The sequence below is a fragment of the Natrinema sp. 74 genome (assembly GCF_046097095.1).
Classification (GTDB): Archaea; Halobacteriota; Halobacteria; order Halobacteriales; family Natrialbaceae; genus Natrinema.
Map to the genome: position 1 here is coordinate 66303 of NZ_CP175700.1, position 25486 is coordinate 91788.

At 55.7% G+C, this 25486-nt stretch carries 18 protein-coding genes; 15 read left to right on the top strand and 3 right to left on the bottom strand.

Translation table 11 applies throughout. The features are described from left to right. Positions 1-164: 164 nt before the first annotated feature. From ACJ70B_RS21460 to ACJ70B_RS21525, 14 genes are all read left to right on the top strand, one after another. Positions 165-2312: a tyrosyl-DNA phosphodiesterase gene (locus ACJ70B_RS21460; protein WP_408960721.1), complete on the top strand. Its 2148-nt coding sequence runs from the start codon at positions 165-167 to the stop codon at positions 2310-2312. 240 nt (positions 2313-2552) lie between these two features. Continuing rightward, a complete protein-coding gene (locus ACJ70B_RS21465; RefSeq protein ID WP_408960722.1) occupies positions 2553-2825 on the top strand; it encodes a hypothetical protein in 273 nt (90 codons plus the stop codon). Next, positions 2822-3313, top strand: a complete 492-nt coding sequence (locus ACJ70B_RS21470) for a hypothetical protein (RefSeq protein WP_408960723.1) — start codon at positions 2822-2824, stop codon at positions 3311-3313. Before ACJ70B_RS21465 ends, ACJ70B_RS21470 begins: the two co-directional genes overlap by 4 nt. A gap of 1 nt (position 3314) precedes the next feature. Then, entirely contained in the window at positions 3315-5081 is a 1767-nt protein-coding gene (locus ACJ70B_RS21475) for a HesA/MoeB/ThiF family protein (protein WP_408960724.1), read from the top strand. A 51-nt stretch (positions 5082-5132) separates the two neighbouring features. Next, complete coding sequence (locus ACJ70B_RS21480) at positions 5133-7592, top strand: DEAD/DEAH box helicase (RefSeq protein ID WP_408960725.1); 2460 nt, start codon at positions 5133-5135, stop codon at positions 7590-7592. Positions 7593-7844: 252 nt separating this feature from the next. Beyond that, positions 7845-9302, top strand: coding sequence for a ribonuclease H-like domain-containing protein (locus ACJ70B_RS21485; protein ID WP_408960726.1), 1458 nt, complete (start codon positions 7845-7847; stop codon positions 9300-9302). Positions 9303-9304: 2 nt separating this feature from the next. Further along, entirely contained in the window at positions 9305-11872 is a 2568-nt protein-coding gene (locus tag ACJ70B_RS21490) for a DEAD/DEAH box helicase (RefSeq protein WP_408960727.1), read from the top strand. Next, positions 11838-12329, top strand: a complete 492-nt coding sequence (locus ACJ70B_RS21495; protein WP_408960728.1) for a hypothetical protein — start codon at positions 11838-11840, stop codon at positions 12327-12329. The genes ACJ70B_RS21490 and ACJ70B_RS21495 overlap by 35 nt, the downstream gene beginning before the upstream one ends. A gap of 267 nt (positions 12330-12596) precedes the next feature. Beyond that, on the top strand, positions 12597-13901 hold the full coding sequence (locus ACJ70B_RS21500) for an exonuclease SbcCD subunit D (protein WP_408960729.1): 1305 nt from the start codon (positions 12597-12599) through the stop codon (positions 13899-13901). Next, positions 13898-17371, top strand: coding sequence for an AAA family ATPase (locus ACJ70B_RS21505; protein WP_408960730.1), 3474 nt, complete (start codon positions 13898-13900; stop codon positions 17369-17371). Before ACJ70B_RS21500 ends, ACJ70B_RS21505 begins: the two co-directional genes overlap by 4 nt. Before the next feature lie 330 nt (positions 17372-17701). Then, positions 17702-19009, top strand: a complete 1308-nt coding sequence (locus ACJ70B_RS21510; RefSeq protein WP_408960731.1) for a tyrosine-type recombinase/integrase — start codon at positions 17702-17704, stop codon at positions 19007-19009. A gap of 446 nt (positions 19010-19455) precedes the next feature. Continuing rightward, a complete protein-coding gene (locus tag ACJ70B_RS21515) occupies positions 19456-20367 on the top strand; it encodes a ParA family protein (RefSeq protein WP_408960732.1) in 912 nt (303 codons plus the stop codon). 14 nt (positions 20368-20381) lie between these two features. Then, a complete protein-coding gene (locus ACJ70B_RS21520; protein WP_408960817.1) occupies positions 20382-20822 on the top strand; it encodes a hypothetical protein in 441 nt (146 codons plus the stop codon). A 324-nt stretch (positions 20823-21146) separates the two neighbouring features. Next, complete coding sequence (locus ACJ70B_RS21525) at positions 21147-21542, top strand: hypothetical protein (RefSeq protein ID WP_408960733.1); 396 nt, start codon at positions 21147-21149, stop codon at positions 21540-21542. Between the two features lie 17 nt (positions 21543-21559). Here the strand turns inward: ACJ70B_RS21525 and ACJ70B_RS21530 are convergent, their stop codons facing one another. Both ACJ70B_RS21530 and ACJ70B_RS21535 read right to left on the bottom strand, forming a co-directional pair. Beyond that, complete coding sequence (locus ACJ70B_RS21530) at positions 21560-22588, bottom strand: hypothetical protein (RefSeq protein ID WP_408960734.1); 1029 nt, start codon at positions 22586-22588, stop codon at positions 21560-21562. Positions 22589-22793: 205 nt separating this feature from the next. Continuing rightward, a complete protein-coding gene (locus ACJ70B_RS21535) occupies positions 22794-23339 on the bottom strand; it encodes a hypothetical protein (RefSeq protein WP_408960735.1) in 546 nt (181 codons plus the stop codon). Between the two features lie 314 nt (positions 23340-23653). On the opposite strand from ACJ70B_RS21535, the gene ACJ70B_RS21540 reads away from it, so the two are divergent. Beyond that, a complete protein-coding gene (locus tag ACJ70B_RS21540; RefSeq protein WP_408960736.1) occupies positions 23654-24682 on the top strand; it encodes a Cdc6/Cdc18 family protein in 1029 nt (342 codons plus the stop codon). Between the two features lie 18 nt (positions 24683-24700). Here ACJ70B_RS21540 and ACJ70B_RS21545 read toward each other — a convergent pair whose 3' ends face one another. After that, positions 24701-25387: an SOS response-associated peptidase gene (locus ACJ70B_RS21545; RefSeq protein ID WP_408960737.1), complete on the bottom strand. Its 687-nt coding sequence runs from the start codon at positions 25385-25387 to the stop codon at positions 24701-24703. Positions 25388-25486 lie beyond the last annotated feature (99 nt).

Consider the following 25486-nt stretch of genomic DNA (forward strand, 5'->3'; position numbering starts at 1 on the left):
GCCTCAAAGAGGATGGCATATGAACACACGAGTCGGCATTCATCCGACAAACGAGCCGGGATTACAGCTGGATGGATCGAACCTACATATTGTCGTACGGAAAGCGGCCCTAACGAACCTCGGCCGGATTACACCTAAATGATGAAGGACCAATTTCGAATCCAATGAAATTCGACGCTCCACTTGATACCGGAAGCAGTGATCACAGCCACGTCGAGATTTTCAAGAGCTGGCGGTCATTCTCCGACGTATTCGATGGCGCAAAACGAATGCGTGTCGTCACCTACTGTGACTCCCCCGAGTTTATTCTGGATCTCTTCGAAGACCTCGACGACTTGGAGTCCTTAGAGGTGGTCGTCGGGGACGTCTCCGACTACCGCGAGCGCCTCATCGACAAGCCCGACCTCGCAGATCGGCTTGAACAGCTCAGGAGTGAAGGCAAGCTCGTAATCTACCTCTGTGAGAACAAGGAAGTTCACTCTAAGCTGTATCTCGTCGAGTACAACGACTCCGTCTTAGAAGAAGCAGATGAGGACGGCGATGAGGATCAGATGACCCTTGGCGGAGAGGCTCCGGTTGAAACCGAACCCGAGGACACTGATGACGGTACACCGGCGAAGGTCATCGTTGGCTCCCCGAACCTCTCTCGAAATGCATGGTCGAATCAGACGAACATGGGCGTCGTCTACGATACGAAGACGGACAGTGAGCTCTACGGGGAGTTTGAGGAGCTTTATCGCGATCACCGGGACTCGTACAACAGTGGTGGACCCTTCCTGGAGGATCTCTCCGAACAACTCGAACTCTCGGACGATGACCGAGAAGAGGTAATCAAACTGTACACCGAAGGGCGTGTGGGTACACAAGACGAGCTAGGGGAGGTTCACGGTCGTCTCGCGGACCATATCGATGCAGAAGTTGAGGCGGTAGATCTCGCGCTCGATGGAGGCACGGATACCGTCGCAGAGCAGGAGTCAGAGGAGCCAGAGCTCGATACAGAGGACGAATCTGTCGAGAATGATCCTGATTTGGAAGATGCGCCACAGGACCGCATCACCTTGTCTCTACGCGGGTACGAAGAGTCGACAGTTGATACGTTGTCGCAGATGACTGACTTTGATGCGACAGTGTCGAATGATACGTTGACGACGACCCCAGATGCGTTCCAGCGGTATGCGCAACAGGTGTTCGATGTCCCGACAATGCACCTGAACGAGTCCAAGGATGAGCTGAAGTTCCATTACGACGGCACGGTCTATCGTGTCACGCAGCCTCCGTCTAATCCAGAGCGTGTCGACGAAGCGCTGGCCGAGATTGAGGACTACTTTGCGACAGTGGACAACTATGGGAATTCCAACAATCCAACCGCAGTCAAGGCCCACATGTACGAAGCACTACTCTGGTTCTTCTGGGCCCCATTCGCCAATCGACAGGCCGCGTTTTACCGTGAGCACGGGATTAACCTCGACAAGGCTCTCCCGTACCTCTACGTCTTTGGCGAGTCAAACGGAGGAAAAGGGACATTCTGTCGATTTGCCCTGTCTCTGATCAGTGGAAACCGTGTCGAAGCACCCGTCGACGCAGACGAAATTGGGAAGCGAAAAGTCCGGAATCTGCGTTCAGCACACACGTCGTTCCCCGTCGTCGTCGACGACATCACCAAGCAGAAGGTGAACTCGCTGGATACCCTTCGAAACTATTGGAGTGGATGGACCGGCGAAACAGCCTATCCGATGTTCGCCTTCATCTCGAACGATAAGCGCCCTGGAGAGTGGTTCCGTAACCGTGCTAAGATCCTCCGATTCGACGTGAATTTCATGACCTCACATCAGGGGGAAGCTGAAGTAAACCGTCTAATCGACACGGAGAACCCGATTTTCCAGTGGTTTGGGTACGAGTATCTCAACCGCGATCTCGAACTGGGAACTGACTCTGACGCACTTCGGGAAGTGAGGGCGGCCATGCAGGACCTCTATGAGCATGCCGACCGTCCACTGCCAGACTACTTCCCAACCGAACCGGCTGAGCAAGCATATGACACTGGCAGAGAGCGCTGGCGAAACCTCATCGACCGAGGGGACGTCGAAATTGCTAAAGACAGTGATACGCTACAGGTGACCTTCCCGGAGTCGATGAACTTCGAACTCCACGAGTACAAGCGCGACCCTCCGATGACGGTTCGAATTGAAAAGCGGGGACTCGACTTGATCATCAAGACGCCGGACGAGTTCTTCGACTGGCTGGGGGAGACGACTACCGGCGATCCGCGAGAAGGATTCCTCTCACGCGCTCGTAGCCTTCTGAAGCGGTAACCAGGAAACTTGTGTAGATCGGCGGACGCGATGTGACCTTCTCGTGGAACTCAACACTGCTGAATACACTCTATAGATTGTCGTTTGGCCCTCGAGCTGGCGGATTTCGCACACTGGGGAGTCAAATCCTATTGATCTATACCACAGCATTTCCCAGCTCAGGGGCGCAATATCTAATTTAGCGTGTTTCGGATGTCGCTAGTGGCAAGATATAAGTCATCCCAGAATAGATGTAGTGGTATGGGAGCTGAAGACCAAGGGGAGGAGAACCGGACGTACCCGATCCACATCGGGAACACGACGATTCGGTTCGACGACCCCGTTCAGACCGCAGAGACGATTATGATCGAAGCAGGAACAGACGAGGATAAAACCGACCAGAAGTGGCTCTACGCTCTGGAAGGAAAGAACAAGCCCAAGGACACTCAGTTCGAGGACTCCGACACCGTCGACCTCAGTGACGAGAATCGGAAGTTCTTCCGAATTGTCCCGAAGGGGAGCGGTCGGTCGTGAGTGAAGGCGAAACGTCCACGGGCGAGATAGATGGACCTTCCCCGCCAGACAGGCTCGCAGAAGAGAATCTGAAACCTTCGTTTCAGAAGGCGCTTTCGGCCCTCCGAGAAAGACACACACCAGCAATCCCCGTCGGAAGACACGACGGGGAAATCGCAGTCTGGCTTGGTGAGTTCGACTTCTCCAAGTACTCACCCCCGTACAAACCGGAACGGGCGGAAGTATACACATTCCTGCCCGAAAATTTCGTGAACAGTGATCCACACTGGGTCGTTACCGTTCCACCAGTCGAGCGTTCCGACCGCACTGGATGGCAAGACAATAACCCGGACCGACGAGATCCAGACCGTCACCTCCAGAATGAGTTAGGTACTGATTCGGGTATCACATTTAGTCTAAGATGGTCGAAGCTGAATTTTAAGCCGGACAAGCCAGAGCACGCTGTGCGTGCAATCGAAGTGATCAACGCCGGCTTCGAAACAGGATAGCATGACAGGAGCGTACCGTGCCCGTGCAGTCGGTGAGAAGTCGCCACCCAGTCAGGCGGCAGAGTTCCAGTTTGCGCTCAGTGAAGAGGCATGGGAGACACTTGATGGATTCCTGAAGCCGCCCGAAGGCCACCATCTGCATGGTTTACCCGAGCGAGGAGCCATCGGAATCATCACCCCCAGCACGGGAGACAGAAGGACGACGTACCTGTTACAGAAGGTCGTCGAACCGGGCCCGGGAGACGTCTACTTCGACGGCCAGCTAAAGTTCCACCCAGACTATACACTACGGGCAATCAACGAGGCTGCAGAAGTGCCAGGAGCGGGTCTGATCTTCATCCACACCCATCCGGGAAGCGGTGCGACCCCGTCTGGCCCCGACAAAATAGCTGATAAAGAAGAACTGTACGACATCGGTCTGAATCTCGGCTCGGAGGTCCCGCTCGCAGCGGGTATCGTGACAGATCGTCCTAACCCCGAGACTGGCCAACGCGAATGGTCGGTTCGGGCGTATGAGTTCGTCTACCCGAACTCATCAAAGGCTGAAGGGGCAAGCCGTACCGGAGAGGAAACAGGTGAGTTCACGCACGCAACAGCGGTCCGAGTTGTAGGTGAACGAATCAAAAAGCTCCCAACGATTAGGGATGCTGCTGGGCCGGCTGGTACAGGCGGAGCGATCGACTCAGAAGCTCAGGATTCTACGGTAGAGCTCTGGGGGGAACGCGGTCAACAGACGCTTGCTGGCTTCCGCGTTGGGGTCGTAGGTCTCGGAGGCGTCGGTTCGCTCCTCGCCGAACAGTTAGCGCGTCTCGGCGTTGAAGAAACGGTCTTCGTCGACTTCGACTACCTCGAACGTGCGAACCTCAATCGGTCTTACGGCGCTACAGCTGATGATGTCGGTAAGCCGAAAGTCGAGGTGGCAAAGAAAGTCGCGGAGCGGTCGGCGACGAACCCGCGGTTCACCGCACAGGCAGAGTACGGAAGCGTAGTCGAGGAAGACGAGGAGCACGCTTGCCTTCCACAACTGCTCGACTGCGATGTCATCATCAACGCCGCTGACACGCACTGGGTTCGATTCCTCCTTGACGAGGTCTCACATGCCCACCTCATTCCTGTTCTCGACGGGGGTACCGAGCTCATCCCGAATGACGAAAAAGATGAACTCGACATCGGGTCTGGATCGCTTGTCTCCGCTACGGGACCAGGACATCCCTGTCTCGAGTGTACTGGCCACTGGTTCCACGGAGATGAGGAAGAGGGCGTGATTCACGACAGAGAGCCAGATGCCGCCCGTGGAGCGGGATACGTCCAAGGCCGGGAGGATGGTGAAGAGCTGGCAGATGATGGTGAAGGTGATGAGCGGGCGCCCTCCGTGGCCACGAACAACGGGCTCGTGGCATCACTCTTGACCCTTCGTTTCCAAGCGCTTGCAGTCGGCATCACCTCACAAGCTCTCGTTGGCAGTCAGGAGTACGATGCTCTCTTTGGTACAGTTGACTGGCAAGAAGATAGCAATAATGAAAAACGGATCTCGTGCAAGGAGGGCTGCGACCGGAAAGAAGCACTCGCACGGGGCGACCACTACGAGTTGCCGACTGAGCCCGATCCGACGTTCCGGAAGGTTCTCGAAGAACACAGAGAGGGCGATCAGCAACAACAGACCGCCGAACCGGATGATGAAGAGCAAACAGAGAGGGGCGTATTTCAGCGCATTACTGCGTATGTCGCTCGTCTCATGAACCGAAGCTCGAAGGAATCGTCTCAGTAGAGCGAAAAATAGACAATAACAACACACGATCACGTGAATCGAGAATCGTCCGTGGAGCAGACAATCGAGTGGCTTAGAGACCGGCCCTACTACGAGGGCCAAATCACACATCAAGAGCGAACGCCAGGGGCCTCGGCCGAAACCTCACCAATTGATCTCGATCACCGGTTAGCGAGCGCACTCTCTCGTCGCGATATCAACGAACTCTTTCAACACCAAGCGGACGCAATCGAAGTCGTCCGAGACGGAGACAATGTCGTACTCGCTACTCCGACAGCTAGCGGTAAGAGTCTCGCCTATACGGTGCCAGCACTCGAACACGCTCTTGATCACCACGGTAAGACGCTCTATATCGCACCGATGAACGCTCTGATTAACGATCAAAGAGATACCATTTCTAAGATTGCTGCAGATCTTGAGGGGAGTCAGAGCGTCGACGTTGCGACATATACAGGACTACTGACGGACTCCGAGAAACGCGAAGTCTGGGCCCGCCAACCAGATGTTCTCTTGACCACCCCCGATATGATCCATAAAAGTTTGCTCCCATATTCTAAATCACCAAAACACTGGAAGTGGCTCTTCCAACAGCTTGAGACGGTCGTCGTCGACGAAGTACACGAGTTCCGAGGGATATTCGGAAGCCACGTCTCTCTCATTTTCCGTCGTCTCTCGCGTATGGCAGAGTACTACGATTCTACTCCCCAGTACATCTGCTGCTCTGCAACTATCGGGAATCCAATCGAGCACGCAGCAGCAGTCACCGGACAGCAACCTAGCCAGTTCTCACTAATCAACGACGATGCCAGTGCGACAGGCCCTCGCCAGTGGGTATTCTGGAATCCACCGCTAAGAGAAGACGAGGAACTGGAGGCAGAATCGGCGGCAGCCGACGGACTACCTTCAAATACAGAAGGCAATTCTGAAGCGAGTCCACCACCATCGAGTCCAGTTGAAGTACCCCACCACAACGGGATTATAGGTGGAGAGCGCCGTTCCCATCACCCAGAAACGGTGCGGTTGTTCTGCGACCTTGTTCAACAAGGGTATCAAACGCTCGTCTTTACACGGGCCAGACAGGGAACCGAGCAGTACGCAAACTGGTGCGATAGCAAACTTCGAAAGCGTGGTGAACACGAGCTAGCGGACCAGGTTACTGCATACCACTCAGCACTCCAGGACGAGCGTCGGACCACCATCGAGGCAGGGCTTCGCGATGGATCCATTCGAGGTGTCTGGAGTACGAACGCACTCGAGCTCGGCATCGACGTCGGCAGTCTTGACGTCGTCCTTCTCGACGGGCATCCAGGAACAAGCATGAGCACATTCCAGCGCGCGGGGCGGGCAGGACGTGGAGAAAATCCGAGTCTCGTTGTCCTCGTAGCAAGCCCGAATCCGTTAGACCAGTACTGCATGGCGAATCCGGATCTCCTGTTCGACGGCGACCCTGAACAGGCAGCAGTAAACCCCGCAAACACCCAAATACTAGATGACCACGTCTGCTGTGCGGCTCAAGAGCTGTTCCTGCGCACCAGTGACGACACCTACTTTGGCGCTGAATATCCGGCGACTGTTGCGTCTCTTGATGACGCGGACCAACTAGAGCGATTTAGCTCTCGAACCGGTCCCCGGTGGAAGTACATGGGAGAGGACAGCCCGCAACACACGATGGACATCCGCTCTATCGATGATCGGCAAATCGAACTTTATGATCGACTGCGTAATAGGACACTTACCACGCTGCCGTTTGGCGATGCGCTTCGTGATGCACACCCCGGTGCAATCTATCATCATCAAAAGGAGTCGTATCGTGTGACGGAGGCAGAATTCGATGCTGACCGTGTGCTCCTGAAGTCAGTGAACACGATGGGGTATACCCGTCCACTCACTGAGAAACGAATTACTATCGAAGAGGAGCTCAAGACGGGCGGTCTCGCCTCACAGGAGACGGTCTCTGTTGGATTTGCGGATCTCACCGTCGCCGAAGAAGTGACGGGATACATGCTCTATGACCACCCATCAGATGAGGACGGCGTCGAGCGGGCTTTCGACGAGCCGCTTCCTGAACGGACAATGCGCACCCGTGGGCTCTATTTCACAATTCCGCCGCAGATCGAGCAGGACATCAAAGCTGCGAGTGAGGAAGAGGACGGATTTCTCGCGAGTATTCACGCTCTGGAGCACGCACTGATCTCTTTGTTCCCACTCGAGATTCTCTGTGCTCGTCGCGACGTCGGTGGGCTCTCGACCGAGTATCATCCACACACTGGATGGAGCACGATTTTCGTCCACGATGGTCATCCAGGTGGAGTAGGACTTACTCGAGAAGCGTTCGGGAAGCTGGAGACAATGCTTGAGCGCACGTTGGAAATGCTCTCTAGCTGTCCCTGTGAAGACGGGTGTCCATCGTGCGTTCACTCGCCGCAATGTGGGAATGCGAATCGGACGCTAAACAAACGGCTCGCAATCCGTCTTCTGAAGCAACTGTTAGAGGTTCCTGTTCAGCCATAGGGAAGACTATACTCAGTCATTTCAGTACTCTATAGATCCACTGGCTGGTGAGAGCATAGTGATTGATAGCTACCACGGACCCCAGTAGATCCACTTTTGAATTCGTCTAAGTCCTAAGATAGGGACATCGCAGAGTTGCTAGTCAGAAAGTATAAGCCAGAGGGTTACGATAGTGAGTATATGACCAACACGCGAAACGAGGGACAACCTGCTGATAGCCAACCGGGACAGGGAACAACCACCCACTGAGACATGGCGGGCGACCTTGGAGTACGTCTGCTTGCTCTCCGGTGTGATGCGCTAGTCGACGCTACGACGACCGCCATCGAAGATCTCGTCGATTACTTCGATGCGGATCTCATCTACATTGTCGAAGAAAAGTTGGATATGCGAACCGTAAGCACTGTTGAGCGTACCGCCTCGTGCCCGGTAATTTACACTCGGGGGAGCGCGGTTCACACTGAGACTGTTGACGGGATTACCGTGTCCATCGTCAGGTCGCTCGACTTCATTGGTGGAGCCTCTACCGCCAGCGGGCAAGAGATTCCAGACGACGTCGACTACGTCATTTGTGATGAGATACAGACGAGCGCCGACTCGGTCTCTTTAGATGTCTCGCTCGACGGCCTCGAACACCTCGCTCGCTTCCAACACCGAACTGACCGAGAAGCGACGTTCCTCACCGGAGCCATGGAGGCCAGTTACGATTTCGTGTGGAAGGCCGACGTCGACGACGAGAGCGTTCGCCTTCCCGTCCGCGGGCTTGCTCCAACCCGTCGGCAAGGGGCACCCGAACTCGCCTGCCTTTCGCTTGATTCGGGTGGCCGCATCGCTTTGTCCACGACACCGGCGGATAAATTCGGCCTCCGAGCGCTCTCGGGTGTGGGCAAGGGAACCGCCCCGAAGCTCTCTCGGAATGGGTATGAGACGCGTGACGACGTCGCAGCCGCGACGGAACGCGATCTTCGTGAGGTTCGAGGTATCGGTGAGTCGAAAGCGCAGAGCATCCGCCAGAGCGCCCACGCGTTGTCCGAAGGATGCGTCATCCGTCTCACAGACGAAGCTGTCCCCGCAGCAGACTACAGTCTGCTATTCATTGATATCGAGACTGACGGCCTCAACCCGAGTATCATCTGGCTCATCGGGGTCTACGACCCTGAAACAGACGAGTACGTGGACTTCATCGATACGGAACCGTCACGAGACAACCCAGGGAAAGCCACTCGAGAGTTTGTTGCGTGGCTAGCCAGCGAGTACGATCGCACGTCCCTCATCGCGTGGAACGGCCACAACTTCGACTTCAAACACCTCAGCCGATTCATCCGGGGACACGCACCGGAGTACGCAGACTACTGGTCGGACTCCGTGTTCGAGTACGACCTGTTCGACTGGGCCGTGCGAAAAGACAACGCCATCCTCCCCGGTCGGACGAACCGGGTTGAAGACGTCGCTGAGGCTCTCGGGCATGGGCGCGATTCGGCTGCTGCCGCCGTGGATGGGAAATCACTGGCGAAGACCATTCAGCGGCTTCTCGTGTCTCCAGAGCGCGCTCGAGACGTAGACTGGGACACTGCACGGGCATACTGTGAGGCAGACGTCCGTGAGCTGGCTGCAGTCTACGAATCGATTGCTGAGGCGACGCCTGGCCACAAGCGTGCCAGCGTTCCTGCTGATGAAAACACCACGCAGACCGGACTCATGGACTTCTAACAATGCACGACGACCACGATACCGACCACAGCCAGACAGACCTCACGACCAACCCGAAGGACAACACCAACAACGGTGACATCGATATCGAGACGGACATCCTCCAACTCACCGGCGAGGAGCTCGAGAGTACCTACCCGAATAACCGCTACTTCGGGCAGGTTCACGAGAACTTCGAGATTCCCGCTCGTGAGGAAGAGACTGTTCCAGCAGGGGACGTGCTTCCGCCCAAGATCGCTCGAAACCTCGAATTCGACCCGTGGAGCCACCAAGCAGATGCTCTCCAGGTACTCGACCGCGGTGACAACGTGTGTGTAGCGACCAGTACATCCTCGGGGAAGACGCTGGTCTACGGTCTTCACATCGCTCGTCAATACCTTGAAGACCCGGAGACGCGGTCGCTTATCGTCTATCCGACGAAGGCGCTCAGTCGCGACCAGGAGCAAGAACTCAACGAGTTCCTTCGTAACACGCTTGGACTGGATATCAGTGTCGGCGTCTACGACGGTGACACGAAGAGCGAGGAAAAGTCTCGCATCCGCGATGAGTGCAACGTCGTAATCACGAACTTCGTCGGGCTGAATCAGTATCTGGAGAGTCACCACCTGTGGGCAGACTTCCACTCGAACTGCTCGCTAGTGGTTATCGATGAAGCCCACATGTGGACTGGCCTCGGCGGGATGCACGTCGCTTGGATCCTCCGACGCGCCCAACGGATCATCGATTACTACGGTGGCGATCCACAGTACGTTCTCACGACGGCGACGATTGGCAATCCCACAGAACACGCTCTCGCACTCACTGGTGAGCCCGCGGCAGTCGTCGACGAAGACGGATCACCGCGAGGCATCCGTCACCTCGTGTTCTGGGACCCCCCGATGAGTGGTGACGACGGTCTCACTGACGACATTGACTCTCCGGCGCTGTCGAAGCGTCCTGCGACGGTCGAAGCCCCAGAAGTGTGGGCGCATATGTGCCAGAAGAACGTTCAGTCGCTCCTGTTCTGTGACTCGCGGAAGCTCACCGAACTGTCTGTCAACCGTGCGAAGCGGTTCATCAGCGACCCGGAGAACCGATATCAGGGAAGACCGGACCTCGCATCCTACCATGCCGGACACGGCAAACAGTCCCGTCGGGGGACGGAGTACCAACTCAAGGAAGGACACCTCGACGGCGTCTCAACGACAAGTGCCCTGGAAGTCGGTATCAATATCGGCGGCGTCGATGGGACCGTCCTCATGGGCTATCCGGGGTCGCGCCAGTCGTTCTGGCAACGAATCGGTCGATCGGGCAGAGGAACGCGAGATGCGCTCTCTGTGTTCGTCCCGAGCCACTCCACGCTCGACCAGTACATTCTCCAGCACCCGGAGTACGTCCTCGAAGAAGATCACGAGAGCGCCGTCGTTGACCTCGACAACAATCCCGTGTACCTCCAGCAACTCAACTGCGCCGCGCAGGAACTCCCCCTCACACGCGATGATGCAGAGGATTTCGGAGGCGAGGAACGACTGGAACGTGCCGTGGAATACGGCCGACGTAAGGGCGACCTCGAAGGATCGCTCGAGAGCGGCGTGATGTACGCCCATCGCGACCGCCCACAGGATGCGATCAGCCTGTACTCCTCCGGCGGAAACACCTTCGACGTCCGACTAGCTGGCGATGGATCGATTGACCACCAACCGATCGGCCGTGACCGGGCTTACAGAGACTACCACGAAGGAGCAACTGTTCTCCACCAGGGCGAGCAGTATCAGGTCGTCGAACTCCGAGAGGACATCCCACAGCCGTACATCTCGCTCGAGAAAGCGAATGTGAGCTATTACACTCAGTCCCAAGGCCAAGTCAATATTTATGACACGGTCGTCGAGGACTCGCGCGAGGTCGGGTCGTTCACGCTCAACTGGGGGTATGGAACGGTATCTGTCCACTATAGCACGTACCTCAAGCGAGAAATCGGAAGCGGGGACGTACTCGAGCTGGGCAATGAAACTGGTGTGCCTCCGTTAGAAATGCGAACCCAGCTGTGTTGGGCCGAGACTCCCAACGACATCGAACGGGCGATGCTCAACAAGCACTCGGAGTACCACAATCCTGAATGCATCAACCTCCCACCGCGGCTTCACGGGTACCTCGGTGGGATTCACGCCGTCGAACACGCGATGATCGCCGTCTCGCCACTTGAGCTGAAAGTCGATGGCGGTGACATCGGTGGCCTCGCAACGAATCGGCTTCCTGGAAATCCCGAGAAGAGTGGTTGGTTCATCTACGACGGTATCGAGGGCGGTCTCGGGTTCTCACGTTCGATTTACGAACACTTCGAAGATGTCGCCCGGCGTGCCCACGACCTCATTGTTGATTGTTCGTGCGGCCGTGACGAAGGGTGTCCCGCCTGTACGATGGACGACCGCTGCGGAAACGACAACCGCCCGCTGTACTCTCCTGCAGCTGCGGATGTCCTCGAGCATCTGCTCGGTGATCAGGAGGAGGATGACCTCAACGAACACCTCCCAGAGACGGATAGCGAAGTGAACCCTGTTGAAGAACAGCGACCGCCTGCCTCAATCTCATAAGAATCCCATGTTCAGAACACTAATCAAGAAGATCTTTGGAAATGAGAAGGATTCTGCTCGTAGAGTTGGAGATCAAAAGAGTGAGCGAGCACGTGAGAACCATCATCCGGACTTTGAACGAGCGGACGAGTACCCGTACGATCACTACACTGGTGCTGTTGAAGATATAAAGCATCTGAAACGCGAACGTCGTCACGAGGAAGCCAAGGAGTTGCTCTTGTGGTGTATCGATTTTACTGAGAACCAAGCACAGCGGGAATACGAACTCGACGGCCACGCTATTGTGGCACCGTGGTACTACAAGCACTTGGCAATCGTCTATCGGAAGGACGACCGCTTCGGCGATGAGGTCGACATATTAGAGCGGTATGTGGAAACGATGAATGATTTAGGGGAGACGCCGAAAGACGAACTCGTTAACCGACTTGAACGTGCTCGTGAATTGGCTTCCGGGTGATTCATAAAGCGAGTTTTCAGTCCAACAAGGATCGAATACGATCAAAGAATCCCTCAGAACCTCGTTGAGAATCAGTATCTTCGGTGACTTCGTCATTAGGGTGCAAATCACCACCACACTGAAATATTCGATAAAATGTAGACCGTTAATATGTTGATAGACCATCAGTTGTCGACGGGGTAGGACATCTTTTTCATGGCATTTCGATACGAATTGACAGAGTTTATTTATCAGTGATATGTGCTTCTAGCTCACTGGTTAGTCGCAATGATGGAGGACGCTCTGGAACTACTTTACACGGGAGATCTTCACCTCGGCCGTCACCCGAGTCGGATCCCGGATGATCTGGATGGTCCCGAGCTGTCACCGAAAGCCGTCTGGCTGTCGACGGTCCAAGAGGCAATCGACCGGGATGTTGACGCGGTCGTGATTGCAGGTGATATTGTTGATCAGGAGAATCGCTATTTCGAGGCGTACGGAGCGTTCGAAGACGGAATTGCCCAACTCGACGAAGCAGGGATCCCAGTCGTCGTGGTTGCCGGGAATCACGACTTCGATGCCCTCCCTGATATGGTTGATAACCTCGATTCTGACACGCTCCAATTCCTCGGGAGAGAGGGTCAGTGGGAACGCTGGACGCTCGAACAGGACGGCGAGCCGGTAGCCCATTTCGATGGCTGGTCGTTTTCGGCCGAACACGTCTACGAGTCTCCGCTCGAGGAGTACGAGCTTCCGGAGACCGATGACGCGCCTCAGATCGGAGTGCTTCACGCCGACCTCGACTCACGAGGAAGCCGATACGCACCGGTTCTGTCCAGCGAGCTCCGCGATACCCCAGCAGATGCCTGGCTTCTCGGTCATATTCACAGTCCGGGGATCCAGATCGACTCGCGTCCACTGGCTTTGTACTCTGGATCGCCACAACCGCTCGATCCGGGTGAACAGCAGGCCCACGGCCCGTGGACGATTACGATACCCAAAAACGGAGAGGTACATGCTGAACAGATCCCTCTAGCATCCGTTCGCTACGACCAGGTTTCGGTCGACGTGTCCGGGGTAGACGACCCGCAAGAAGCAACCTCCGTAATTTCAGAGGAAATCAAGGAACACGTTCGATCCGAACTCGACACGAGATCGTTGGAACTCAGTCTAGTTCGGGTTTATCTTACCGGTCGGACGGATGCCCACTCGACGCTCGTCGATCAGCATCGGTCGATGGAGCGTGACCTCGGATTCCGGGAGGGATCGGTTTCAGTCCGAATCGAATCGGTTGACGTCGACACTCGTCCGGCAATCGATCTTGAAGACCTTGCAGAAGGAGACAATGCAGCTGCGTACCTCGCTAACCTCCTGCTCGAAATCGAGAACGGTGATACTCGCGAATCCTACGGCAACGTGGTCGATGACTCGTTAGCAGCGGTGCGGCAGGCTCATAGTGCGAATGCGTACAATCCGCTCCGACGCGAAACCGAACTCGGGGATCCGGACGGCACTGACGCTATCGAACATCTCGAACAGCAGGCACGGGTACTGCTCGATACCCTACTCAGCCAAAAGGGAGGTAACGCATGACCAGGGACCCGATCTGCTTCGAGGAAATCCAGATCGTCCAAGCTCCTGGGTTCGAAACTGGTGGCTTCTCTGTCGACGACCTGTGCTCCGGCATCAATGTCGTTCATGGACCGAACGCGGCAGGAAAGACGACGCTCGCTGAGTCGCTCGAATGGCTTTGCTGGCCCGAGACCGCCGATGAGCGTGCATCCCTCGTAGGGCAGCTCTCACTGAACGGTGAAGACTGGCGAGTCGAAGTCGACAATGGCCGCACGAGTTACCAACGTGACGGCCAAGAGGCGAACGGTCCGAGCCTTCCTCCAGCCGATCAACGCGACCGCTACCGTCTCTCCCTCCACGACCTACTCCAGCGAGACAACAACAACGAATCGTTCGCCGAGATAATCGAGCGAGAATCAGCTGGTGGCTACGATCTCTCTGCAGCATACGACGAGCTCGGGTATTCGGATTCCCCGAGTCGGGCCAACAGGAATGTCGTCCAGAACGCCAAGGGAGCGATTCAGGAGTTACGTGAGGCGCGGAACGACGTTTCCGAACTACGCCAAGAGCAGAACGAACTCTCCCGGTTACGTGGTGAACTGGAGGCAGCGCGTCAAGCACAAGAGCGATCCGAACTGCTCGAGCAGGCGATCGACTACGCACAGGCGAGAAACCAGCTGGAGCAGGCTGAATCGAGGCTCGACGAGTTCCCCGATATCTTAGACCAGGTCGACGGAGACGAAATCGAGCGTGTTCGATCCCTCGAAGATAACATCGACGAGTGGACCGACAAAAAAGACGAGGCCGAGGAAACGAAAACGGACGCTCAAGAACGGCTTGATGAGGCCGACCTTCCTGAAGAGGGGCTCCCGACAGGCCGTATCGACCATCTGAAAGAGCTTCGCGATGACCTTGATTCTGCGGAGGACAGGAAGCGCGATCTCCAGGGCGACTTAGCTGACGCCCAACGGCAGCGAGAAACTGCCCGAGATGACATTCCCCTAGATGTCGATACCGGGGACCTCGTTGACTTGGAACCCGTCACGTGGAAGACCGTCTCGAAGTTCGCACGAGAGGCCGAGGAACTCCAGTCCGAGCGTGAAACCCGGGAGGCCGTCCAGCGACTACTGGAGGACGGTGAGCACCCTGAGCCCGATTTACCCACGCTCCAACGCGCGAGTCAGTCGCTGGAGGAATGGCTGGCTGCGTCGGTTCCTACGGAGTCGAACGACGGTTCAGAGGCATTCCGAATCGCTGTGTTCTCGGCCGTTTCTCTCGCCTCGACGGGCATCGCGCTGGGTCTGCTGGTGCATCCACTGCTGTTCTCCATCCTGCTCGTCGCCGCTGGTATCTTCTGGTATGGGCTGCGCGCTCGTTCACAGTCCAAAGACGGAGGGGATTCACGGGAACCGCATCGCAAGTCGTTCGAGAAAACCGGTCTGAACCCGCCGGCGGGGTGGACCGAAGACGAGGTTCGGTCTCGTCTGATCGGACTGTACGACGCAATCGCAGCGCACAAACTGGCCGAGCGACGGTCCGAATGGCGCGATAGCCTGGCCACGGATTCAGACACGCTCGAACAGAAAGAGCAGGATCTGGAGGAAACGCGTGCCAAACTCCAAGACCAGTTGGGCGCCGCGCCAGATACGTCTGATGTCGAACTCGCGGTGATCTCCAAGCGAGTGCTCGACTGGCAGGAAGCCCACGACGAGGTTGAGGGGATTCAAGAGAGCATCGAAACCGTCGACGACCAGATCGAGACCGCCCGCGAAGAACTCCAAGCGAAACTCGATCCCTACAGCTATGACGATGTCGAGAGGTCTGGTGAGGCGACCGAGGCAATCCGAAACCTCGAGAACCGCGAACAGCAGCGCGAAGCCGCACAGCGGGACCTCGACCAAGCTACCGAGACGATTCAGGAAGCGACCGAGAAGATAGGTGCGTTGGCGGACGAACGCGACGAAATCTTTGCGGCTCTGGATCTCGACTCCGATGACCACGATAGGTTGGAGGAACTCTGTGAGCAGGTCGAAGCATACGAATCGGCTGCGGAGGACGTACGAGAGGCCAACATCCGGGCGAACACGGAAGCCGAAGAACTCGAAAGCTACCCGGGCTTCGAACCGGACCTCAAGAAGCAAGAGATTGCTGACCTCAGAGAAGACCTCCGTGAGGCGGAACGAACTGCTGAGGATTTCGACGACCTGCAGTCACGGATTGCCGATATCAAGGCAGAAATCAGGCAGGCAAAGTCCGACGACCAAGTTGAAACGGCGCTTGCGGAGCGTGATCGGGCGCTCGATGATCTGAAAGACCAACTCGAGGACGACTGTGGTGCGATGGTCGGCGACGTGCTGGTGGATCACGTTCAGGAGGCGACGATGGAGACTAGTCGCCCGGACGTCTTCGAGCGTGCTCGTGAAATCCTGACGACGATCACTCGCGGCCGGTATCGGTTGGACTTCGATGAGGCCGAAGCCGAGTTCCGTGCGTTCGACGAATCCAAACAGAAGGGACTCGCGCTCGACGAGCTTTCGAGCGGTACTCGGGTGCAGGTCCTACTCGCCGTTCGAATCGCCTTCGTGGAACAGCAGGAACAGGGCGTTCGGATTCCACTCCTCCTCGACGAGACGCTTGCCAACACCGACGACCGCAGGGCGAAGACGATCATCGAGTCGACGATCGAACTCGCCCGGAACGGTCGGCAGGTCTTCTATTTCACCGCACAGGGCGACGAAGTGGCGAAGTGGACTGCTGCACTAGAGAGTACGAACAGCGTCAACCACGAAATCATCGACCTTGCAACGGTTCGCGATGTCGACGACTCCGTTCACATCCCCGATCTGGACTCTATCGAGTCGTCCACTCCGAAGTCCCCCAGTCCCGACGGTCACGACCATTCCTCGTATGGAGACGAACTCAAGGTGGATTCGTTCAATCCGCACCGTGGCGTCGGGACGGCGCACCTGTGGTACGTAGTCGACGATGTCGAAACCCTTCATCAACTCTTGGAGCTCGGGATCGAGCACTGGGGGCAGCTGAATAACCTGCTGCAGTGGGGCAACGGAGGCCTCTCCTCAGTTGATTCCGAACAGGTAACGGTAGTAGAAGAGAATGCCGCGGCACTGAACGAGTTCGTCGACGCCTGGAAGGTTGGTCGTGGCGAGCCCGTTGATCGAGAGGTTCTCGAAGCCTCTGGCGCCGTAAGCAGTAACTTCATCGACGAAGTTAGTGAACTTGCTGAGTCAGTCAATGGCGATGGCAGGCAGATCGTTGAGGCCTTGCACAACGAAATAAGCGGGTTCTATAGCAGTAAGGCGAACGAGCTGGAGACGTATCTTGAAGAGAACGGGTACATCGAACTTCGTGAGACGCTGGATCAGGGCCAGATTCGTGCTCGTGTCATCGAGCGTTACGTCGACGAAGGTATCTCTCGAGATGAGGCCAAAGACAGGACTGAAAACCTGCTTTCACGTATAAACAAAAACTGATTCTTTCTCGCTGAATTCGGTACTTGTGCCTTGCTAGCTACTGGTCCGAAGTCTCTGGCCCAATGAAGACGAGAATCAAGAGATCACCCAAGAAAATTGTATTGCGGTATATGGTTTATTACCATAGCGTATTTTATTCCCGGTATTGGCGTGGGTTTTGCAGACTCTCCCGGTCAGCCGAACCCACAAACTAATAACAAATCCGACTAAAACGCTGAACAACTCGAATATGCCGCTCTTAGAATCGCCATACTGGGCCGCGACTAGGCTTCTATCGAGGTTTTGCACCAATTCAGTTTCAGACAGTCGAGTCCCTCAGAGACCACTACAATGAGTCGATCGGACGCCAAACAGGAGAGCGAGACCGACGTTGAGCGAGTGCCATCATTCGAGGGAGTCCGATGGACCTCGTATTCACTCGAGGACTTCACGGACCTGTACTGGGACGAGATCGCGCCCTGCCTCGAAACAGAGGGTATCGATCCAACAAGCGAGAAACCTACCCACCAGTGGTTTCGAGACCACGATGCGCGGTCGTTCCTCGCCGCTCTCCGTCGCCATCACGACCGCTCGTTTGGAGAGTTCTGGAACGAGGATCTCGAGCTCGGGGACAATGAAGAAGGCTACACATGGGCAACATCGGATGCTACAACAATCGACGCCCTCGAACAGTTCCTCAACCGGCGAAAATCACGGTACAGTCTGGCGTCGTCTTCTGTCGACGCGCTGCGAACGCGACTGAACCTCTACGCACGTGCCTACCAGGAGGCGAACGGGACGGACGACCTCCTCACACCGATTCAACGGGAGCGAGAGAATCCAGCCTACGAAGCCGTTGACGCGGTCTATGCAGCATTTGATTGGTTGAATGAGGGAGCAGAACGGGAATACAGTGCCCAGACTCTCCAGCGGGTGCGGCGCGTCGTCGACGCGTGGTATCAGCATCTGGTCGGGCGGCGGGTCGCCTCGATGAATCCTGCCAGCGGCCTCTACGACGAATTCAAGTGGGAAGTCGAAGATTCCCCGACTCCTTCGCTTTCAGCGAATCATATTCGGAAACTGATGCAGGCATCGGGGACAACGCGAGAAGAGCTGCTCGTGGTAGCATTAGCTGGCTGGGGACTTCGAGCAAGTGAGGTCGCAGCACTCCATATCTCGCAGTTCCAGCGTGACGTTCACGAAGATGACGTCCCCTTCATCACGTTCGAGAACCGCAAGAACGGGCCCGGCGAAGTATCACTTTTGTACGGAATGGATGTGCTCGACTCCCGAATCGACGAGCTAGCGGAAGACGATACGTGGACTGGATTCCTGTTCCCCTCCTCACAGGGAGAAACACCGTACGTGACCCGCGATACAATCCGAAATTGGTTCCAAAATCTTGCATTGGAAGCAGATCTCCCCAAGCGGATTGGGGGTGAACGACCAAGTCCACAGCTCTGTCGCCGATTCTGGTACGATACCTATACAGCAGTCCTCGAAGGCGTTCTCGAAGGTGTCGATGAAATCGCTGCAGAGCAGGGTAGTAGCGATCCTCGGGTGGTGATGCAAAATTACCTGTCTGACTCGCGTTCTCGTCGAGTCCGACGAGAGTTCATGCGAGACCAACTTAACGCAGCCTTCGGAGAGAGAACGTAACATCAATCGCCATCTGTCAAGTCATCCCAGTTGTCTTTCTTCGGTTGATAATTAACTCAATGAATCACTGAGTCACAGATTCCATGAAGTATTGAATGCTGGGAGTAGGAGATCAAAGAGTCCATGATTCACTGAGTTGCTTAGCGTCATGGAGGGCATGGAGTCCCTGACTCATAGATTCATTGAGTCACTGAATCAGTGAGTACCTGAAGTATTGAATTGAGGACTCAGGAACACGAGACTCGCATCGCGAGGCCATTGAATCAGTGAATCAGTGAAGTACTGATTTCGTGACTCATTGAAACAATGATTCAAAGATAGCACTCAAAGAGAGGCGATTGCGTCCCTCAGCCCATCAAACGACGATATTCGGCAGAATCGCATTGAGAGAGATACAACTGAGTGTCTGACATGGATTTATGAGTCATTGATTCAATGATCGAACCATGGCTGAGACACCTCGTGGATGGGGCGTCACCCCATCGACTGGCATCCCCACGATCGCCTTCGGCAACCAAAAAGGCGGGACAGGAAAAACAACGGCGACGATCAACAGTGCCGCGGCGCTGGCCACTCGCGACCACGATGTTCTTGCAATCGATATGGACCCACAAGCCGACATGACGAAAGGGCTTGGACTTGGTCCAGGCGACGACAACGATTCATCAAGCCCGAAGAACGAACTCCCCAACACACTAGTCACCGATGACGAGAACCTGCTCGACGTACTCGTCGACAATCCGCGCACACACGATACTAGTCTTTCAGAAATCGTGATCGAAGCCGACGAGTACGACCATCTGAACTTCGATCTGATTCCCAGTCATAAGGACATGGGCCTTGCTCGAGATTGGATGGACGATGCGAATGCCCGCCTCTCACTGAAACTCGCCCTCGAAGAGATGGTTGACGACGGATACAACTACGATTTTATCGTAGTCGATTGCCCTCCTGACCTCTCAGTCCTGACGGACGCGGCCTTCATCGCGGCTCAAAACGTCTTCCTGGCTGCACAGACCCAAGCAACATCACGGGATGCACTTGACGACCTATGGGACCAGCTGGAGTCCATCGAGGACAACCAGCAGATCGAGATCGCAATCGTCGGACTCCTGGCGAATATGTACCGGGACGACGGTCAGTCACAGAAATTCCTCAACTCCTTCGACGAGTCCTTCGCGTCGATGGCACCGATTTTCAAACTCCCGATGCGAGTAGCGATCCAGCGTGCGTGGGACAACGGACGAGATATTTTCGGGTGGGAAGACGCGAACGACCAGCAAGTAGAGCGCGACCTCTTTCTGGAGGTTGCGGAGACGATGGAACGAGCGTTCGACAAAACGCAGGTGGAGGCGTAAGAATGCCCCGGGGAATGGACGAGCGGTTCGAGGACCCCTCCGACGAGGTGGAAGAGGAAGACGCGGTCGCAGATAGTGAGACCACAGAGACGCCGGAAGAATCAGAAGAACAGAGTAGCGATACTGCGACGGCAACCGAAGATCGGTCAGCTCAGCAGAGAACCACATCCACGACCGATACTGATTCGTCTACCAGTGAAGCAGGAGAGACAGATGACGAACCGCTGAACATCCGCGAAGATTGGGATTCAGCCACGATATACGTTGAACCGGAGCAAAGCGAGGACATCGAGATAACGTTCACTCGCCTGAAAAAGCAACTCAAACGCGAGGACATCACGCTGGAGAAAAACAAGCACTTCTACCGCGGTGTTTTCGAGGTGGCGTTCGGCGAGCACCAGGAGGAAACGAAGGAGAAGATTCGCGAGCTCGCCAAGCAAGACGTCGATCAGTGAATCAGTGATTCACTGAATCGCAAAGGTTGTGAGGTTGTCCAGGCAACGATATGAGGTTCCCAGTATCGAACCACCTCCCCCTTTTGAAGACAATATATCGTCACTCACTATATTATCCAGCATTGGCGGGGGAGGTCAGATCGAGCCCCATCGATGGTCCGTACTTGAATGATACCCTTAGCAAAGTCTGTGTAGTCGCGAGTCGCAGTAGTCTGTATGCCCTACTGCCCGAATTGCGGAGACCGAGTCAAAGATATTCATCACTACTGTGGATCATGTGGTCAGGCGCTTTCTGAGACTGCAGAGTCAGAGAAGGATCCTCCGATGACCGTCGATCGTGAGGGGTTCCTCTCGTTGCGCTCACTCTCGTACGTCAACAACCTACTGAACGGAGAGGAAGAGCTAGTCAGAGACTCAGTGTCGTACACCCAATTATCGCGAGAAGTGAGTGCCGCCTTCGCAGATTTCGCCCGTCTGGCGATGGTGAAGGAGTTAGATCTGCTTCAGCTCTGGGCGGCTGGTTCCAGCTCCTCCGCGTTGGACACGCCAGTTGAAGACATGAATAGTAACCAATTCCGCGACTGGCTGGCTGCCATCGGCCTTTCTCGTACGCTACGGATGTACGACGAATCACTCCACACAGAGTTCGAGGACGACTTCAACGAGCGACTTCAGAAGCTACTCGAAATTGCCGAGGAGGAACTCGAAAGTGAGGAATGATCCCATCGGATGTTAGCCTATATTAGAGGTAGGCCTTCAACAAAGTCGTTCACTGATCGTAGAAATCGTTCCTGTCGTCTCTCCGCCCTTCTGAGGGCGTCTTCCTGCATCTGATCGATCTCCTGATCAAGCTCCCAGAGCATATAGTCGACCTCATTGCTAGCAACATGGGCAACGATCTCCTCCACATCATTCTGAACCCATTGCTTCGTTTCCTCTTCATCCAAGACGACGTCCACCGTCTGCGCGTCAGAGACGACAAGTGTACTCACCTCCTCAACAGTGCGGTCAATGGCAAAACCTGACCCTTCAGCGAAGGCTACTCTGATTCCCCAGTGGATCTGACTCAATACCCAGGCATACGCCTCCCAGCCGATAGACCGTCCAACAACGTTGATGAACTGCCGATTCACCCACCCAGTAGCGCCAAATGCAACCCGGTACGAAGCTCCAACGCCGGTGATGAGAAGAACGACTTCGACCACTGTTAGAGCGACGCACTTGAAGAAGTTCACATATGCGCTTTCAGCAACCTCCTCACCACGCTCAATAGTTTGGTGAATCGAACAACCAGCGTCAAGGACACTCTTGATGCTTCCAATCAGCGGGATGTATTTCGTGATGGTCCGTGCCCCTTCGACGAACCTCTCCAGCTCGTCAGCTACGGCATCAGCAAAGACGTCAAGCTTGCTAACGAAGTAGACGATATCATGGAGACATTCAAGAAGCCAGTTGTACGCCTCCGGATTCTGTTCGAGGTTCGCCATGCTAATTTGTTCTAGCCGGCTCAAAAATCCAGATTCTTCAGAGACGTCTTCCTCGTCATGATCAGCAAGCTTTCCATATGCGTAACAAACGAAATCGACGGCTTCCCCGACCTCATCCTCGAGATCTTCCCTGTCCCAGTCGTCGTTGAAGAAGTCTACGACAGCAACCCCAAACTCATCAATAAACTCGTGAGGACGGCTCGCAGCAGAGACAGCGGGAAAACTAGCGGTTGCAGCGGTAATTGATGCGGCTGATTTGAGGTACGTTCTTCGATTCATTTGTCGGTAGCTTGTTTGGTTAGCTAGGTCTGGTGTGGACTACACAGCAGCACCCGAGAACAGATCATGGACAAAATTCCCAAACCATGCGATCACTCCGAGATAAAGAGATAGCCCAATCAGAACGACGAATAGCGCGAGAAAAGTAAGCATTAGACGCCAGTTACCGGGTTTCGGACTCCTCGATCGGCCTCGTCGACGCATTCTATATCAAGAACTGACCGAAAATTCGTTTGAGGTCAGAGCTATCGTTGAATCCCCCTTCTTGAAGTTCGGATTCAGTTAGAATTCGCTCTTCGGGTGTCGAACCAGAGCCGCCTCCACCCCAACGAGAGGAAAGTGACTGTCGAAGAATCCGACCGACGATGGCGAGGAACAGCTCAATCGCGACGACAAAGGCAGCAGTGGCGAGAGTGTACATTACCGCCGCTTCAAGGTGTGTTGCACTCATATTCGCCATTGACGTTTTCTCGTAGATGAGCAGGAGCTCAACTCCTCCAAGAAAGGCAGCTACTAGGGTTAGAACGCTCCACGCGAATAACGTCATACGTTCCTGCATCGAACAGCGAATCGCTGCGCCGAGCGTTCCAAGCGCACCGACCACGAGCAGTGACGTAGTGATCGAATCAAATCCCCTCTCTGGGAGAAGTCGCCAGTATCCGATTGTCACGAATAGTACACCCACTACGAAGATCGTATGTCGTGGGGCAAGGCTGTAGTTCCATTTGAGCCAATCGGGAACTGCGAGCATACGTACTACATACAAGACATAGCTAATAAATTATTCGGGTAGTAACATCCCAAAGGGGAAACTATTGAAACTAGCGTGAGTCGAAAGTGTCAAAGTTAACCAACAGAGTGAGCCATACGACAATTTGTTGGTTAATCTGAATAGGTAGCAGAAGCCACGTTTTCCTAGGACTTCCGGAAAGCTGAATTCGGATTAGAGCAGAAAAAGCCGCGCAGAGAGGTAAATCGATACTGATGAGCTGTAGGAATATGCTTTCCTGAAACAACCCAAATACGCTTATATATCCTGCCACAGAAGGATTTCCTCAACCACAGATGATCCGCGATGCTCGCGTTCTCCGCGCTGGGTTTGTCCCTCGGGAAGTAGAGCATCGCGACGCCGAAGTCAACCACCTTTCCAGCGTTCTCGAGCCCATCACGAACGGAGAACCAGCCGACACAGCTATCGTCACCGGACCCAGCGGGACGGGGAAGACGTGCATCTCGAAATTCGTCACGGAACGGCTGCGTGAAGAGGTCCTCGACGTCGAGGCCATCTACGTCAACTGCTGGCGCAACTACACTCGGTTCCGCACGCTTTACCAGATCCTCGACGATCTCGGCGCAACCATCGACATCCACCGGCAGTCGACACCGCATGACGAACTCGTCGACCGCCTCCAACAGCATAACGGCCCGCGAACCGTCGTCATCCTCGATGAGGTCGACCAACTCGAAGACCCCAGCGTCATCTACGATCTCCACAGCCTCCCGCAGTTCGCGATCATCTGCATCGCGAACAAGGAAGAGGAGCTGTTCAGCCGCGTCGACGACCGGCTTGTGAGTCGGCTCCGTTCGAGTGAACACGTCCGGATGGACAAGTACCACGATGAGCAGCTGTACGACATCCTAAGTGCTCGCGCGAAGTGGGGGCTCGACGAGGACGTCATCACCGACGACCAGCTCTACCGGATCGCCGACGCGGCCGCCGGCGATGCCCGCCTCGCAATCGGTATCCTCCGAACGGCCGCCGGCAAGGCGGATCGTGAGAACCACGAGCGCATCACCGACGACATTCTCCTGAACGCTGCCGAGGATGCCCGAGCCCAGATCAAGCAGAAGAGCCTCGATTCACTCACGCCGCACCAGCGCGTCGTCTACGACATCGTGCGCGAGCACGGCCCGGTCGGGCCGAGTGAGATCCACGAGCGCTATTCCGAAGAGGTCGATGACCCACGGACGAAACGGACTATCCGCACGTACCTATCGAAGATGGAGCAGTACAACCTCCTCGAGGCGGAGGGGACGAGTCGGGATCGAGAGTACTCGCTCGTCGATTCGGCAGCTGCGTCGCCGATGCAGTGACCGTGACGCCGTCACCTATCACGAACTGAACTCGCCGAGGCCCGATTGCTCGTGGTCCAGCGGCTCGATGACCTGAGGATCGTCGTTGCCGGGGTTGTTGACCCGCGTCGAAATCTCGTAGGCGTCCAAATCGTCCTTCGGATACGGCTGGCACAGTTCCTTGCGAGTGTCCGGGTCTGCGGCGAGCCAGTCGGACTCAGCGTCCTGCGGGAGGACAACCGGCATCCGGTCGTGGATGGAGTTCATCAAGTCGTTTGGCTCCGTCGTGAGAATCGTCACGCACGAGATCGTCTCATCGTCGCCCTCCCAGACGTCCCAGAGTCCGGCCATCGCGAACGCGGGGTCGCCCCCACGGTGAATCCGGTAGGGCTGTTTCGAACCACCATTCGGCGATTTCCACTCGTAGAACCCCGACGAGAGGACCAAACAGGGGCGGGATTCCCACGCCCGCTCGAAGACGCGTTTCTCGTCGCCAGTCTCGGAGCGAGCGTTGATGATGCCCTCCTCGGGCTCGTCCGCCCAGAACGGAATCAGCCCCCAGTGGTAGGCGTCGATCTCGTCGGAAGCCTCGTTCGTGATGATGTGGAGGTCGTCGCCGGGTGCAATGTTGTATCGGGGTGTATACCCGCCGTCAGCGACGACCTCGGCGTCGAAGCGAGCCTCGAGGTCGGTCTGGTCGATGAAGAGGGAGTTTCGGCCACACATACATCCGGATTCGGCCGGGAGAGTCTTCAACGTATCCGGAAATGTAAACGGCTGGTTCCGTTGCTCCCTCGTTTGATGGTAGATTTGGGGATGATCGGT